This window comes from Marinobacter lutaoensis, assembly GCF_001981305.1.
GTDB lineage: Bacteria > Pseudomonadota > Gammaproteobacteria > Pseudomonadales > Oleiphilaceae > Marinobacter > Marinobacter lutaoensis.
On record NZ_MSCW01000006.1, the window covers coordinates 240,904 to 256,127 of the forward strand.

At 65.0% G+C, this 15,224-nt stretch carries 12 protein-coding genes and 1 tRNA gene; 9 read left to right on the forward strand and 4 right to left on the reverse strand.

The window, feature by feature from the left end; all coding sequences use genetic code 11:
- The first annotated feature begins 32 nt into the window (after window positions 1-32).
- The 9 genes from bamA to BTO32_RS09345 all read left to right on the forward strand — a co-directional run bounded on the left by bamA (window position 33) and on the right by BTO32_RS09345 (window position 7,938).
- Window positions 33-2,351 carry an outer membrane protein assembly factor BamA gene (gene bamA / locus BTO32_RS09305; protein WP_076724360.1) on the forward strand — a complete coding sequence of 773 codons (2,319 nt, stop codon included), beginning with the start codon at window positions 33-35 and terminating at the stop codon, window positions 2,349-2,351.
- Between the two features lie 49 nt (window positions 2,352-2,400).
- Entirely contained in the window at window positions 2,401-2,898 is a 498-nt protein-coding gene (locus tag BTO32_RS09310; protein ID WP_076724361.1) for an OmpH/Skp family outer membrane protein, read from the forward strand.
- A gap of 46 nt (window positions 2,899-2,944) precedes the next feature.
- The gene (lpxD, locus tag BTO32_RS09315; protein WP_076724362.1) at window positions 2,945-3,970 is read left to right on the forward strand and encodes a UDP-3-O-(3-hydroxymyristoyl)glucosamine N-acyltransferase; all 1,026 of its coding nucleotides are present in this window, start codon (window positions 2,945-2,947) and stop codon (window positions 3,968-3,970) included.
- A gap of 10 nt (window positions 3,971-3,980) precedes the next feature.
- On the forward strand, window positions 3,981-4,418 hold the full coding sequence (fabZ, locus tag BTO32_RS09320; RefSeq protein ID WP_076724363.1) for a 3-hydroxyacyl-ACP dehydratase FabZ: 438 nt from the start codon (window positions 3,981-3,983) through the stop codon (window positions 4,416-4,418).
- Complete coding sequence (lpxA, locus tag BTO32_RS09325; RefSeq protein WP_076724364.1) at window positions 4,418-5,209, forward strand: acyl-ACP--UDP-N-acetylglucosamine O-acyltransferase; 792 nt, start codon at window positions 4,418-4,420, stop codon at window positions 5,207-5,209. Before fabZ ends, lpxA begins: the two co-directional genes overlap by 1 nt.
- Window positions 5,210-5,246: 37 nt before the next feature.
- The gene (gene lpxB / locus BTO32_RS09330; protein ID WP_076724365.1) at window positions 5,247-6,407 is read left to right on the forward strand and encodes a lipid-A-disaccharide synthase; all 1,161 of its coding nucleotides are present in this window, start codon (window positions 5,247-5,249) and stop codon (window positions 6,405-6,407) included.
- Window positions 6,407-7,078 (forward strand): ribonuclease HII, encoded by a 672-nt coding sequence (gene rnhB / locus BTO32_RS09335; protein WP_076724366.1) that lies wholly within the window; start codon window positions 6,407-6,409, stop codon window positions 7,076-7,078. Before lpxB ends, rnhB begins: the two co-directional genes overlap by 1 nt.
- 79 nt (window positions 7,079-7,157) lie before the next feature.
- Window positions 7,158-7,234: transfer RNA gene (locus tag BTO32_RS09340), tRNA-Met, on the forward strand.
- Between the two features lie 422 nt (window positions 7,235-7,656).
- Window positions 7,657-7,938: a fibronectin type III domain-containing protein gene (locus tag BTO32_RS09345; RefSeq protein ID WP_245820311.1), complete on the forward strand. Its 282-nt coding sequence runs from the start codon at window positions 7,657-7,659 to the stop codon at window positions 7,936-7,938.
- 34 nt (window positions 7,939-7,972) lie between these two features.
- Here BTO32_RS09345 and BTO32_RS09350 read toward each other — a convergent pair whose 3' ends face one another.
- The 4 genes from BTO32_RS09350 to BTO32_RS09365 form a co-directional block, all read right to left on the reverse strand.
- Entirely contained in the window at window positions 7,973-10,543 is a 2,571-nt protein-coding gene (locus BTO32_RS09350) for a CHASE2 domain-containing protein (protein ID WP_076724367.1), read from the reverse strand.
- Window positions 10,544-10,576: 33 nt separating this feature from the next.
- Window positions 10,577-12,199, reverse strand: coding sequence for a FecR family protein (locus BTO32_RS09355; protein ID WP_076724368.1), 1,623 nt, complete (start codon window positions 12,197-12,199; stop codon window positions 10,577-10,579).
- On the reverse strand, window positions 12,192-12,920 hold the full coding sequence (locus tag BTO32_RS09360) for a response regulator transcription factor (protein WP_076724369.1): 729 nt from the start codon (window positions 12,918-12,920) through the stop codon (window positions 12,192-12,194). The genes BTO32_RS09355 and BTO32_RS09360 overlap by 8 nt, the downstream gene beginning before the upstream one ends.
- A 113-nt stretch (window positions 12,921-13,033) precedes the next feature.
- Window positions 13,034-15,202, reverse strand: coding sequence for a DNA topoisomerase III (locus BTO32_RS09365; RefSeq protein ID WP_076724370.1), 2,169 nt, complete (start codon window positions 15,200-15,202; stop codon window positions 13,034-13,036).
- Window positions 15,203-15,224 lie beyond the last annotated feature (22 nt).

Genomic DNA, 15,224 nt, shown 5'->3' on the forward strand with positions numbered 1-15,224 from the left:
TCCTTACGCGCATTAACCAGGCGAAATAGTTGATGAGACGTTCTCTTCTAGGAGTAGCCGTGGGCCTCGCTGTTGCCTCCATGGGCATGAAGCCGGCGCTTGCGGATCAGTTTACGGTTGCGGATATTGAAGTCGAAGGGCTCCAGCGGGTTTCTGCCGGTACGGTTTTCTCCGCGTTTCCGGTGGGGATCGGTGAGCAGGTGGACGAGACCGAGCTGTCCTCCGCCATCAAGGCACTGTTCAGGACCGGGCTGTTCACCGACATCGAGGCCAGTCGCGACGGCGATGTCCTGATCCTGAGCGTGCGGGAGCGCCCATCGATCAGCTCCATCGAAATCGAAGGCAACAAAGCCATCGAAACCGACATGCTGATGGAGGCGCTGGCCGGCGCCGGACTTCAGGAGGGGCAGGTGTTCCGGCGCGCCACCCTCGAGCGTCTGGAGCTGGAAATCCTGCGCTCCTACATCGCCCAGGGCCGTTACAACGCGCGGGTCAAGGCCACCGCCGAGGAGCTGCCCCGCAACCGGGTCGCCATCCGCCTGGACATCAACGAAGGCGACGTGGCCGCCATTCAGCACATCAACATCATCGGCAACCGGGACTTCAGCGAAGAAGAGTTGCTGGACCTGTTCGAACTGGAAACCACCAGCTGGTGGAATTCCATCACCAACGCCGACAAATATGCCCGGGAGCGTCTCAGCGGCGACCTGGAGAGCCTGCGCTCCTTCTATCTGGACCGCGGCTACCTGGACTTCTCGGTGGAGTCGAGCCAAGTGTCGATTTCCCCCGACAAGCGTCAGGTGTTCATCGCCATCGCCATCAACGAGGGAGAGCAGTACACCATTTCCGACATCAAGCTCCGGGGCAACCTGGTGGTCGGCGAGGAGGAATTGCGCAAGCTGATACCGGTCAAACCCGGCGACGTCTTTTCCCGGGCTCGCATGACGGCGATTTCCGAGGCCCTGGCGTTCCGCCTGGGTAAGGAGGGGTACGCCTTCGCCAACGTCAACGCGGTGCCGGAACCGGCGGATGACCACACCGCCTCGGTGACCTTCTTCGTGGATCCCGGCAAGCGTGCCTACGTGCGCCGCGTCAACTTCGAGGGCAACGTCTCCACCCGTGACGAGGTGCTGCGTCAGGAGATGACCCAGATGGAAGGCGGCGTGGCCTCCTCCGACCGGATCGAGTTCTCCAAGACCCGTCTGGAGCGCCTGGGCTTTTTCAAAAGCGTGAACGTGGAGACCGTGCCGGTTCCCGGCACCGATGACCTGGTGGACGTCAACTACACCGTGGAGGAGCAGCCCACGGGCAGCCTGTCCGCGTCCATCGGCTTCTCCCAGGATTCCGGGATCATCCTTGGTGCCAGTGTTTCCGAGAACAACTTTTTCGGCTCCGGCAAGCGGGTGTCCTTCGGGGTGAATGCCAGCGACTCGGTGAAGAGCGCCAACGTGTCCTACCTCAACCCGTACTACACCGTTGACGGTGTCAGCCGGGGCTTCAGCGTGTTCGCGCGTGAGACCGACTACGAGGAGGAGGACATCTCTTCCTACCTCCTGGACGAATACGGCGGGCGCCTGACCTTCGGCTACCCGACCGACAGCATCACCCGCCTGAGTTTCGGGCTGGGCTACACCCGGTCCAACATCAAGGCCGGCCTCTATACCGCTCAGGAAGTCCGCGAATTCATGGCGGAGGAAGGGAGCTCCTTCGACAACTACTTCCTGTTTGGTACCTGGCGTCGCAGCACCCTCAACCGCGGCGTGCTGCCGACCGACGGCTTCAGCCACTCCCTGTCTCTGGACGTGGCTGTGCCGGGCAGCGACCTGACCTTCTACAAGCTCACCCACAAGACCGATTTCTATTTCCCCATCAGCGACGACCAGCGTTGGGTCCTGCGGGCGCGTACGGAAATCGGCTATGGTGACGGTTACGGCGACCGTACCCAGATGCCGTTCTACGAGCACTTCTATTCCGGTGGCTACGGCTCCGTCCGGGGCTACGAGGCGAACTCGCTGGGCCTGCGGGCGACCAACAGCCAGTACGACCTCTCGGATCCCGACCCGTTCGGCGGCAACCTGCTGACCGAGGGCGGCCTGGAGCTGATCACACCGACGCCGTTTGCCGGCGATACCCGCTCGATGCGGACCTCTGTGTTCCTGGATGCCGGTCAGGTGTTCGATACCGAACGGGGATATGACCCGGAGCTGGGCGAAATTCGCCTGTCGGCCGGTATTGGCTTCCAATGGATCACGGCGGTGGGTCCGCTCGCCTTCAGCCTGGCGCAGCCGCTGAACGACAAACCGGGCGACAAAACCCAGGTGTTCCAGTTCTCTCTCGGCCAGACATTCTGACGGCCGGGCCCACAATCATAAGGAACGGATGAAACGAAGGAGAATCCCGATGTTGCGAATCAAACCCCTGCTGGCGGCCCTGTTGCTGCTGGCCAGCACCTCGGTGATGGCCGAGACCCGGATCGGCGTGGTGGACCTGCGCCAGGCCCTGTTTTCCTCCAACGATGCCAAGGCGTTCAGCGAAACCCTGCAAAAGGACTTCTCTGCGGACGAAGCCAAGGTACGGGACGTGCAGGAAGAAGCCCGCAAGCTCAAGGAGCGCCTGGAGAAGGACGGCGCCATGATGAACGAGAGCGAGCGCAACCAGCTGGCCGGTGAGTTCCAGGACAAGGTCAAGGAGTTCAATTTCCTCAAGCAACGCCTGGATACCGCAGTGGCGAAGCGGAAGCAGGCGTTTCTTGATGACGCCCGTCCGGAAGTGGATGCCGCCGTCAAGGAACTGCTGGAAGAGCACGACCTGGACCTGATCCTGCCAAGCGAGGCGGTGGTCTACGTCAAGCCGGAACTGAACCTGACCGCCGAGTTGCTGGAAAAACTGAACCGCTGACCGACGGGCGGGAGACTTCGCCCCGGTTGGTGCCCTGGAGCATGTCATGACAGAACGCGCATATCGGTTGGGTGAGATTGCCGAGGCCCTGGGGGCGGAGTTGCGGGGCGACAGCGAGCTGCGCATTACCGGGTTGGCCACCCTGCAGGCGGCCGGCCCCGGCCAGATCAGCTTTCTTGCCAATCCATCCTACGCCAAGTACCTGGCCCAGACCCGGGCGTCGGCTGTGATCCTGTCCCCGGCCGCCGCCAAGGACTGCCGCACCGACATGCTGGTGCTGGACAACCCCTATCTGGGGTATGCCCGGCTGAGCCACTGGTTCGACCCGGCACCGGTGGCCGAGCCGGGCACCCACCCCACGGCGGTGATCGACCCCTCGGCGTCCGTGGCCGATACGGCCTGCATCGGTCCCCACGTGGTGGTGGCGGCGCAGGCTCGGATCGAAGATAACGTCGTGATCGGCGCCGGCTCGGTGATCGGTGCCCGTTGTCGCATTGGCCGCGATACCCGGATTCACCCGCGGGTGACCCTGGCCCATGACGTGGTTGTCGGCCAGCGTTGTCATCTGCTCAGCGGCGCGGTCATCGGTTCCGACGGCTTCGGTTTCGCCAACGAGCGGGGCGTCTGGCACCGGATCGCCCAGCTGGGGCGGGTGGTGCTCGGGGACGACGTGGAAGTCGGCGCCAATACCACCATCGACCGGGGCGCGCTGGACGATACCGTGATCGGCAATGGCGTGAAGCTGGATAATCTCATCCAGATCGCCCATAACGTTCACATTGGCGATCACAGTGCCATGGCGGCCAAGGTTGGCATTGCGGGCAGCACCCGGATCGGCCGTCATTGTGTGTTTGGGGGCGCCTCCGGAGTGGCCGGCCACCTCGACATCGCCGACCATGTCCATCTGACCGGCATGACGCTGGTCACCGGTGACATTCGGGAACCGGGGGTCTACTCGTCGGGCACCGGTACCGACACCAACCGTCAGTGGCGCAAGAACGCCGTGCGATTCCGTCAGCTGGACGCGCTGGCGCGGCGGCTCAAGGAACTGGAAAAAAAATTAGAGGGCTGAGGCCAAAAACATGATGGATATCCATGAAATTCTGGAGTACCTGCCACACCGGTACCCGTTCCTGCTGGTGGATCGGGTGACCGAGCTGGAGCAGGGCAAATCGATCAAGGGCTATAAGAACGTTTCGTACAACGAGCCCTTCTTTCAGGGGCATTTCCCGAACAACCCCATCATGCCGGGAGTGCTGATCATCGAGGCCATGGCCCAGCTGTCGGGGATCCTCGGATTTGTGACCGTGGGCCGGAAACCCGCGGACGGCGTGGTACAATACCTCGCCGGTTCCAGCAAGGTCCGTTTCAAACGCCCGGTGTTGCCGGGGGACCGCCTGTGCATGGAGTCGGAGTTCGTCTCGGGAAAACGGGGTATCTGGAAATTTGATTGCCGCGCACTGGTTGACGGTGAGGTCGTGTGCGTGGCGGAAGTTTTGACCGCTGAGAGAGAAGTTTGATGGCGACAAATGACTGGTCGGGTGTCCATCCTCAGGCGATTGTGGACCCATCAGCCAAGCTTGCGGACAACGTCACCGTTGGCCCCTGGAGCTACATCGGTCCCGGCGTCGAAATCGGCGAGGGGACCGAAATCCTTTCCCACGTCGTGATCAAGGGGCCGACGGTCATCGGCCGCAACAACCGGATCTTCCAGTTCGCCAGCATCGGCGAGGAATGCCAGGATAAGAAGTACGCTGGCGAGCCGACCACCTTGATCATCGGCGACAACAACGTGATCCGCGAAAACTGCACCATCCACCGCGGCACGGTCCAGGACAAGGGCGAAACCCGCATCGGCAGCGGCAACCTGCTGATGGCCTACGTGCACGTCGCCCACGACTGCGTGGTGGGGGATAACACCATCCTGGCCAACTGCGCGACCCTGGCCGGCCATGTGTCCGTGGGTGACTACGCCATTCTGGGCGGAGGCACCATGGTGCACCAGTTCTGCCACATCGGGCCCCACAGCATGGCCGCCGGCGGCAGTATCGTGCTCAAGGACATTCCCGCGTACGTAATGGCCAGCGGGCAGTCCGCCCGTCCGCACGGCCTGAATGTCGAAGGCCTTCGGCGCCGGGGGTTCAGCAAGGACGTGCTGCTGACCCTGCGCCGGGCCTACAAGGTGATCTATCGGCAGGGCCTGACCACGGAGCAGGCGGTCGAGGAGCTGGAGCGCCAGTACGGCGACGTGCCCGAGGTCCGTCCGCTGATCGATTCCCTGCGCGGCGCCGACCGCGGCATCATCCGCTGACCTGCGGTCCGAGCGCCAGCCGAGTCCTTTTCCCCCGATGACCCCATCACGCCGTCTGACCATTGCCATGATTGCCGGCGAGGCATCGGGGGACATCCTCGGTGCTGGCCTGATCCGGGCCCTGCGCCGCCGTTATCCGGATGCCCGGTTCGTCGGCATCGGCGGCGATGAGATGATCGCCGAAGGCTTTCATTCGCTGGTCCCCATGGAGCGCCTGTCGGTGATGGGGCTGGTGGAAGTGCTGGGTCGCATCCGGGAGCTGTTCCAGATCCGCCGGCGTCTGTTGGATTACCTGCTGGACAATCGCCCAGACGTGGTGATCGGTATCGACTCGCCGGATTTCACCCTTGCGGTCGAACGGCGCTGCCGGGAGGCCGGCATCGCCACCGTCCATTACGTCAGCCCCTCCGTTTGGGCTTGGCGCCAGAGCCGCATCCATACCATCGCCCGGTCGGTCGATCTGATGCTGACGCTGTTCCCGTTTGAAGCCCGTTTCTATGAAGAGCACGATGTGCCGGTCGCGTTCGTCGGTCACCCCCTGGCGGACCGGGTTCCGATGATGCCCGATCCGGCCTCGGCCCGGTCGGCACTGGGGCTGGTACCCGACGCACCGGTGCTGGCGGTGTTGCCAGGCAGCCGGGCCGGCGAGGTGGCCCGGCTGGGTGGTCTGTTTCTTGATACCGCCCGCTGGCTGCAGGATCGCCAGTCGGACCTGCAGCTGGTCATTCCCTGCGTCAACCGCGAGCGGGAGCGGCAGATCCGGGCGCTGGTGGCCCAACGGGCGGTTCAGTTGCCGGTGACCATTGTCCGGGGGCAATCGCGGCGGGTGATGGCGGCTGCGGACGTCGTGCTGCTGGCCTCCGGTACCGCGACCCTCGAGGCCATGTTGCTGAAGAAGCCTATGGTGGTTGGATACCGCCTGAGCGCCATCAGCTACCGGTTGTTGTCCCGGCTGGTCAGCGTGCCCCACGTGGCGCTGCCCAATCTGCTGGCCGGCGAGTCCCTGGTCCCCGAGCGGCTCCAGGACGAAGCGACGCCCGAGACGCTGGGGGCGGACGTGCTGCACTGGTTGCGGGACGACGCCGGTCGCGAGCGCCTGGTGGCCCGCTTCACCGAGCTGCACCGGACCCTGCGCCGGGATGCCGACGAGCGCGCGGCGGAGGCCGTGGCCGGCTTGCTGAAGCGGAGGACGGGCTGATGGCGGGCAGGGCGCCGGCACCGTTTGTGTGTCGTTACCAGGGGCGGCTGCTGGCGGGGGTCGATGAGGTTGGGCGAGGACCCCTGATCGGTGCGGTGGTGACCGCCGCGGTCATTCTGGATCCGGAACGGCCGATCCCGGGCCTGGCCGATTCCAAAAAACTGACGGAACCCAAGCGCGAAGCCCTGTGTCAGGAAATCATGGACAAGGCGCTGGCCTGGAGCCTTGGCCGTTGCGACGCCGGGGAAATCGACCGCCTGAATATCTATCAGGCGACGCTGGTGGCGATGGAACGGGCCGTGGCGGGGCTGGCCATTGCCCCCGAGTATGTGCTGGTGGACGGCAACCGATGCCCGACATGGCGCTGGCCGTCCGAGGCGGTGGTCAAGGGCGACAGCCGGGTACCGGTGATCAGTGCCGCCTCGATCCTGGCCAAGGTGGCGCGGGATCGGGAAATGGCAGCGCTGGATGGCCGGTACCCGGGTTACGGTCTGGCCCGGCACAAGGGCTACCCGACCCCGGAGCATCTGGAGGCGCTCCGGCGCCTGGGTCCAACCCCGGAACACCGCCGTTCCTTCAGGCCCGTCCGGGACGCGCTTGAGCGGCTGGGGGGCCGGGAACGGGGCGGGGACGCGGCCGCGCCGTTCCCTACGGATTTGTTTGAACGCTAGGGTTTGACAGGGGCGCCATCAATCCGTAATATACGCGCCACGTTGACGGGGGGTGTTCCCCGAAAAACGCCAAGTTTGATGCGGGGTGGAGCAGTCTGGTAGCTCGTCGGGCTCATAACCCGAAGGTCGTTGGTTCGAATCCAGCCCCCGCTACCAATTCAAAAAGCCGGACATGCGTCCGGCTTTTTGCGTTTACGGACCCGAGTTGCCGTCCTGCCTCGGCGTCGATGTCCCTTCCTGGGCGGGGCTGGCAAAAAATTGCCCGAAAAATCAGCCGGTTCGTGTTTTTTGTTGCCAATATCTGTCGAAAAATTGACAAATTCTTAATTTGGTTGATGACCGCCTTCACATCCATAATGCTCCCCGTTTTATACAATTTCACAAAATTGACGAAAAAATGGTGAGTTCTGATCATGAATCGCGTCATTAAAATGTCAGGCACGTGGGTGGCGGTGGCTTTTGCCGGCGCATTGCTCACGGGTTGCGGCGGGGGCGGCAGCTCCGGCTCGACAGCCAGCACGGCACCCGTGGATTCGGGTGACACGAGTGGTTCGAATGGAAGCGATTCTCCGGCCGTTGTGGACAAGACGGCAACCCTGAGCTGGCTGGCGCCGGATCGCCGGGTCAATGGGGAGCAGATCAGTCCGAATGAGCTGATCAGCTATACCATCCGCTACGGCCAGGACCCGAACAATCTGGACCAGAGCGTGGTCCTGGACGATGTGAGTGGCCAGGTCAGCGTGTCCTACACCATCGAAGACCTGGATGTGGGCACTTGGTATTTCACCATTCAGGTCCAGGATGCCAGCGGCCTGATGAGCGAACCCTCGGAAGCCGTCAGCAAGACCATCCAGTCCTGATACCGGACCGTTTCCCAGCCTGAAGTCCGCAGTCTCAGGCCATGGGGTCGGCAACCGGCAGTTTCATGGTGAATGAGGTTCCCTGGCCGGGAACGGATGTCACCGAAATCTCCCCCCGATGTTTCTCCGTCACCGTCTTGACGAATGACAGGCCCAGCCCTGTGCCGTGGATGCCTGCCAGCTCGCTCCGTTTTTGCCGCTGGTAGCGGTCAAAGAGGTACGGCAGCTCTTCCGGGTCGATGCCCATGCCCTCGTCCGAGACGGTCAGGCAGGCCAGGTGGCCCGCCCGATAGACCTGAATGTTCACCGTGGTCCCTTCGGGGCTGTACTGCACGGCGTTGGTGAGCAGGTTGATCACGGCCCGTTCCAGCAATTCCGGGTTCCCCCGAAGCCAGAGATCCTCGAGGCCATGGAGCTTGAGCTGGATGTTCTTCTCAATCGCCTGCTCGCTGACGCTGTCTCTGGCGTTTTCCACGATGGCAAGAAACTCGCATTCGTAGAAGCGGGTCTCGGTCAGCTGTTCGGCGCGGGCGAGCTGGACGAACTCCTCCGCCAGGTGGTAGCTGCGGCGCGCCAGCCGGCCCAGCTGTTCGAGCTGCTCCGGTTCGATGTTGGCCGGGTCCCGCTTCAGCTGCTCAATCAGGGCCAGCTGGGAGACCAGCGGCGAGCGCACGTCGTGGGAGATGAAGTCGATCGCTTCCCGGTGCTGGCGCTGCTGCTCCCGCAGTTCGGAAATGTCGGAAATGTTGGCGATGATGCCGTGCTGTTCGGTGTCGGGCAGCCGGAACGGGGCGAAGTGGATCAGGAAATCCTTGTCCCGGATCCTCAGGTCCACCGTCCGGCTCTGGTGCAGGGTCAGGGTGTCCGACACGGTTTCGTGCCAGGGGGGCGTCTCCCGCGGGTCGTGGCCCTCCAGCAGGCGGGCCAAGGGCAGTCCGGTCAGGCTGGGCATCGGCTCGTGGAACCATTCCTCAATGTGGCCGTTGGCGAAGCGGATGACCCCCAGTTCATCGGTGACGATGATGCCATCCGGCATCCGTTCGAAACTCAGCCGGATGAACTGTTGCATGCGTTCCATGCGCTGGGTCGCCGCCTTCAGGCGCTCGATCCGCGCCGAGATGTTTTCCCGGGTGTCCGACCCCAGCGACGGATCCTGCCGTTCCTCCAGGCGCAGACGGCGGAGGTATTGCTGGATGGCTTCCCGGCTCAGGTCGTCCGGCAGGATCAGCCCAAGGGTGTAGGTTTTGTGTCCGCGCGTCAGCCGGATGAAACTCCGATTGTCCTGGTGTAGCCAGCGCCCGGGGCTCAGCGGCAGGCCCTCAATGTCCGCCGGACCCAGTACCCGGGCTGACACGACGCCGGTATCGTCCGTCAGCAGCCAGCCGGTCAGCGGTACCAGGGCCTGGATCTGTTCCAGCAACTGCCATGGGTGGCGGTGGGCGGGGGAGGGCAGGGTGACCTGTGGGGTCCGGGCCAGTTCGTCCAGCTGCCGGTTCAGGAAACGGTTGGTCTGGGCCAGGCGCAGGCCGCTGGACACGGGCAGGGCAAACAGGGGAATCAGCAGTGCGTTGGCTACCGGCAGCCAGAGCTGAAACAGCACCAGGGCCGCCAGGTAGAGCGCAAGCGCCAGGCCGCCGACGCCCAGGCACAGCGGGAAGGCGAGCGACGGCCGGATCCGGGGCAGGAGCAGGCTGAGTACCGCCAGACAGGCGGCATACAGCAGCGGCGGGGCCCAGGGGGGCGCCGGACGGATCAGCCGATCCTGGCTCAGGGCGGAATAGGCGTTGGCGTGGAACTCGACGCCGGACATCGGGCGCCTGAGACCGGAGAACGGGGTGGGCAGCACATCGCCGAAGCCCGCGGCGGTCGCCCCGACAAACACCGTTTTGCCCTGGAACCACTCCGGCATGGGGGGCTGGTTGAGGACCTGGACGTAGGACACGGTCGGCAGCGAGCCGGCGCCGCCGGCCAGGGGGACGGCCCGGTACTGCTCCCGGACATTGGTGTAGGGGGCCAGGCCGTCCCGGGACGGGTGTCGGGGCCGCTCTCCCCGGGCCGCCAAAGCCAAGCTGGGCCATTGGGTGTCGCCCAGGCCGTTGAACAGATAGATGCCCCGGGCCACGCCATCGGCGTCCAGCTCCACGTGCGCATGCCCGAGCCGGGCTGCCTGGGCCAGCAGCTGGGGCGCGGGCAGTTGCTCGGTCAGCAGCTGCCGTGGGCCGGGCTCGGCCAAGTGCACGGGCAGGACAACGTTGCCGTGGCGCGCCATAGCGCCGGCCAGTATCGGGTCCTGGGGCGAGGGTTCCGGGAACAGTACATCGAACACAATGGTTCTGGCGCCGGCGGCCTGGAGTTTGTCGATCAGCTGGGCGTGAATGGAGCGGGGCCAGGGCCAGCGCCCCAGGTGACCGAGGCTGATTTCGTCGATGGCGACCACGACCACGTCGTTGGCGGGGGTGGCGGGGTGGTTGACCAGATAGGCGTCAAACAGCCAGTTGTCGAGCCGGTCCGGGAGGGTCGAAGTTTGAACCAGCAGCAGGAGCACCAGAAGGACCAGGCCCAGGCTCCAGGGCGTTGTTCGAATGATTGGAAAATCCCGCTTCATTAGCCCTGCTGCGTTGCTTGATCGATGCCGTGCCTAGTCCAGGTATAGCTCCCTCCCCGGTCCCCACCGGCTGGTCAATGGTCCGTCCGAAAGGGCTTTCAGGCGCACAAAATACCTTCTTCCGGGAATAAGACGCAAGGCTGCGGTGGTATCGGTAACCGTTGCTTCCTTGATGATGTTGTGAAATTGCGGTTCTTCGGAGAGCTGCAGGTGGTAGCCGGTGGCGGTATCCACTTTTTCCCAGAAGATCCGTACCTGGTTGTCCAGGTAGTTGACGCTGATGATGCGGGTGGGCGGCAGGCTGCCGTTGACCACCAGCGTCCGGGGCTCGGACGCGGCCACCGAGGTGCCGCCCGCTTCGGTGACCACCCGCCAGTAGTATTGGCCCGGACTCAGCGGCCGGGAGGGCAGGGCGGACGTCTCCGGTGCCCACTCGCTGGTGGCGATGAGCTGGCGGAAGCTGTCGTCCTCGGATATCTCGACCCGTGCCACCTCGTTGTGACCGTTGAACTGCCACCGGAATTCCGGCATGTCGTCGTTAGCGGTGGCGCCGGGTTCCGGGGCCACCAGCGTTGCTTTGCGCGCCTGCAGCGCCACCGATACCGGAACCACCGCCGGGATGCCGGCCAGGCCGTGGCTGTCCAGAGCGGCCAGCTGGATTTCGTAGTGACCGTTATCCAGCAGTCCGAGCTCGAAACTGGAGCCGCTGACCTTGCGATTCTCGATCCAGCGTCCGGTGTCCTGCTCGAAGACATCCAGGCGGTACAGCGGCGCGCCGGCCGGTTTCCATGCCAGTTTCAGGGGCAGTTCGGCCACGGTTTCCGGAAGCGGCTCCAGCTCCGGTGCCGGTGGCAGCCGCCGGATGGCCAGCGCTCCGGCGCTGCCGGAGCCCACGGTGGCGCTGTAGCCCGCCGGAATCCGGCGGGTCCGGCCGGGCTTGCCGAAATCGACCACGCCTTCGGTCACTTGCAAGTGGGTGCCGGTTGCTTCGGTTTGCAGGGTGAAGGCGGTGCCGCGAACGGCCGCCACCGCCGAGGGGGTCTCGATCTCGAAGCGCGCGCCGTCCTCGGTGAGCGGCTGCACGCGGGTGTGGACTTCCCCCTTGTCCAGCCGGAGGCGGGTGTCCACCATGCCGGACTTGCCATACTGGGTCAGTCGGTTGAACAGCAGGCGCGAGTTCGGGGACAGTCGAACCACCGAACCGTCGGCCAGCACGATGGTGGCCGTTCCGGCGCCGGACAGGATTTCGTCGCCGACTCGAATCAGCGTGTCCGGCTTCAGGATGGATTTGCGCCGGTCGTATCCGGACACCCGTTGCACGGTTCCGGACACGGCGGTGACGCGGGCCGGTTCCGGCTGTCGCTTGAGCCAGGACAGGGGAATACGGATGGTGGCGCCGGCGTCCAGCACGGCGGCGTTGTCGATGCCGTTGTACTGGCGCAGCTGGGCCTCGCCGTGCCCGCCGGCCAGCAGCTGCTGGGCGACTTCGCCAAAGCTTTCGCCCGGTTTCAGGGTGTAGACCCATTCGGGCGTGCCGCCGGTTTGCGGCACAGGTTGGGCACCGGCTGAGCCCCGGGTGATGGACAGCTCGCCATGGCTGGGGGTCGCCAGCAGCGCCAGCAATACCAGAATCAGCCCGTGTCTCATGCTAGGCATCGGCGGTCCGGGAATGGTCGGCGGGGTGTTTCTGGGGCGCCTGAATGGCTTCCAGGCGGTAGCCCCGCTGATAAATGGTCTTGATGCGGAAACCGTTTTCCGGGTTAAGGCCCAGACGCCGGCGCAGCCGGCTCATGTGGGTGTCGACGGTGCGGGTGTTGATGTCCCGCGCCAGTCCCCAGACCCGTTCCAGCAGCAGTTCACGGGTGAGCAGGCGGCCCTGGTTCTGGAACAGGAACAGGGTCAGGTCGAAGTCCTTGTCGGTCAGGGTCAGCTCTTCACCGTGCAGGCGGATGGTGCGCTGTTGGGTGTTGATCTCGAACGGTCCGTAGGTCAGCACTTCCTTGTCTGCGTCCGGGTTGCTGCGACGGGCCAGGGCGTTGATGCGGGCGACCAGCTCGGCGGCCCGAGCCGGCTTGGCCAGATAGTCGTCGGCGCCGGCATCGAGGGCCTGGACAATGTCCGACTCACTGTCGCGCTGGGTCAGGAACACCACCGGAATCGGCCAGTTGAGATGGGCCCGGACGCTGCGCAGCACGTCGATGCCGGTCATGTCGGGAATCTGCCAGTCCAGGATCAGCAGGTCGTAGCTGCGGTGCAGGACGGCGCTCAGAAACGTCTGGCCGGTGGGGAAACTGTCACAATGATGCCCCCGGTCGGCGAGGATGGCTTGAATGTTCTGCGCCTGTTCGTGTTCGTCTTCAAGAAGAGCAATGCGCATCGGGAGTCTCCGGGAAAGGTCGCTGCCTGACATCGTACAGGAACAGGGTGATATACGGTCCGCCAATCCGTATCAAGTCATTGTCCCAGATCGACACAGGGGATTCCGTTTCGTTATGTAGCCTTGCGTAAACGAACATCGGGCACGCCCTCGAGGTCGTTGACCGTTTGTCGGCAGGCGGGGAAATTACTGCAGCCCCAGAACCAGCCTTTTTTACCCTGCCGGCGCACCAGGGGGGAAAAGCAGCGGGGGCAGGGGACCGGTTTCTGGCTGGTGCCGTCCTCGGGCGCGGTGTCTTCCAGCGGTCGCGTGCCGGTGCAGCGCGGGTATCGGCTGCAGGCGTAAAAGCGGCCGAACCGGCCTTCCCGTTCCACCATCGGTGCCCGGCACTTGGGGCAGTGGGGGCCGGCCGCGGGCTCGGCCGGATCCGGAACGGCGCTGTCCCGGGGGGTGGACAGAAATTCCCGGATTTCCTCCTGCAGCGCGGTCAGGAAGGCGCGTGGGTCGCCTTCGCCCCGCCGGATCGACTCCAGGGTGGCTTCCCAGACGGCGGTTCGGTCCGGCTTGCCGACGGATTCGGGCAGCGCTTCGATCAGGCGCTTGCCCTTGTCGGTGGCGCGGATGAAGCGGCCTTCCCGGAACAGGTAGTCGCGCTTGAACAGGGTTTCGATAATGGCCGCCCGGGTGGCTTCGGTGCCCAGGCCATCGGTTTCCCGCAGGGTTTTGCGCAGCTCCGGATCGGCGACGAAACGGGCGATGTTGGTCATCGCCGAGAGCAGCGTAGCGTCGGTGAAGTGCTGTGGCGGTTGCGTCTTGTGGTCACTGACCCCGGCCTGCTCGCACAGCACGGGGGCGCGGGTGTCCAGCCGGGGCAGGGGCGGTTTCTCGGGCGTGCTGCGGTCTTCCCGGCGTTTCAGCTCCAGGGTTTTCCAGCCCGGCTCGGCCACCGCGGACTCCGATGCCCGGAACCGGTGTTCCGCGACCCGCACCGTCAATCGTCCTTCCCGGTGGATGGCGTCGGCGGAAAACTGCATCAGGTAGTAGCGGCTGATCAGGTCGTAGAGCCGGGTTTCGGCCGGGGTCAGCGTGCCCCTGGCCGCGCTTCTGGTGGTCGGGATGATGGCGTGGTGCGCATCCACTTCCTTGTCGTTCCAGGCCGCGCTGCGTCGATCCAGGTCGGCATTCTGACAGGGTCCGGCGAGCTCGGGGGCGACCCGGGCGATGGCGTTGATCACCTGTTGCCGCTGTTGGAACTGCTCTTCCGGCAGATGGCGGCAGTCGGAGCGGGGGTAGGTGATCAGCTGGTGCCGTTCGTACAGGCTCTGGGCGGTGTCCAGAACCTCCTTGGCCCCCATACGGAACAGTCGCGCCGCTTCGATCTGCAGGGCCGACAGCGACAGCGGCAGGGGCGGTGCCTCGGCCCGGTCCCGGAAGCGGGATTCGACAATGGCGCCCGGCCGGCCCTGAACCTCGCCGGCAATCCGTTCGGCCAGTGCCCGGTCGAGCAGTCGGTTTTCCTCGTCCAGGTGGTCCTGGAACGCCTCGTCGGGCAGCCAGCGGGCGGTGAACGGCCGCGGGTCATCCTCCTCCTCGGTGGCCCGGAAGCTGGCCTCGATCCGGAAATAGGGTTTGGCCTGGAAGTTTTCGATGGTCTGGTCCCGCGCCACCACCAGACCGAGCACCGGGGTCTGCACCCGGCCCACTGAGTAGACGCCCTGTTCGCCCTGTTGCTGGTAGCTCAGGGTGTAGAAACGGGTCAGGTTGATGCCGTACAGCCAGTCGGCCCGCTGCCGGGCCAGTGCCGAATGGGACAGGCGCCGGAACTCCCGGTTGTCTCTCGGGGCTCGCAGGGCGCGGGCCACCGCCGCGGGTGTGAGGTCGCTGATCAGGACCCGCTGTACCGGAGCCTGGGTGCCGACGTGGCGCAGCACTTCGTCCACCAGCAGCTGGCCTTCCCGGTCCGGGTCGCCGGCGTGGATGATCAGGTCGGCCTGACGGATCAGGGATTCCAGCACCGCCAGCTGCTGGCGTACGCCTTCCTTGGGCACCAGTTCCCAGCGCTCGGGGAACAGCGGCAGGTCCTCGATCCGCCACTTTTTCCACCCCGGGTGGTAGTGGCCGGGCTCGGCCGGTTCCAGCAGGTGGCCGATGCACCAGCTGACGGTGGCGGCCTCGTCGCCGGAGCCACAGCGAATCCAGCCCTGTCCCTTCTGGTGGGGGCCGGGCAGCGCGGCGGCGATGGCTCGGGCAAGGCTGGGCTTCTCAGCGATGTAAAGGCGCATGACGTTCGGTGATTCGGGTTAG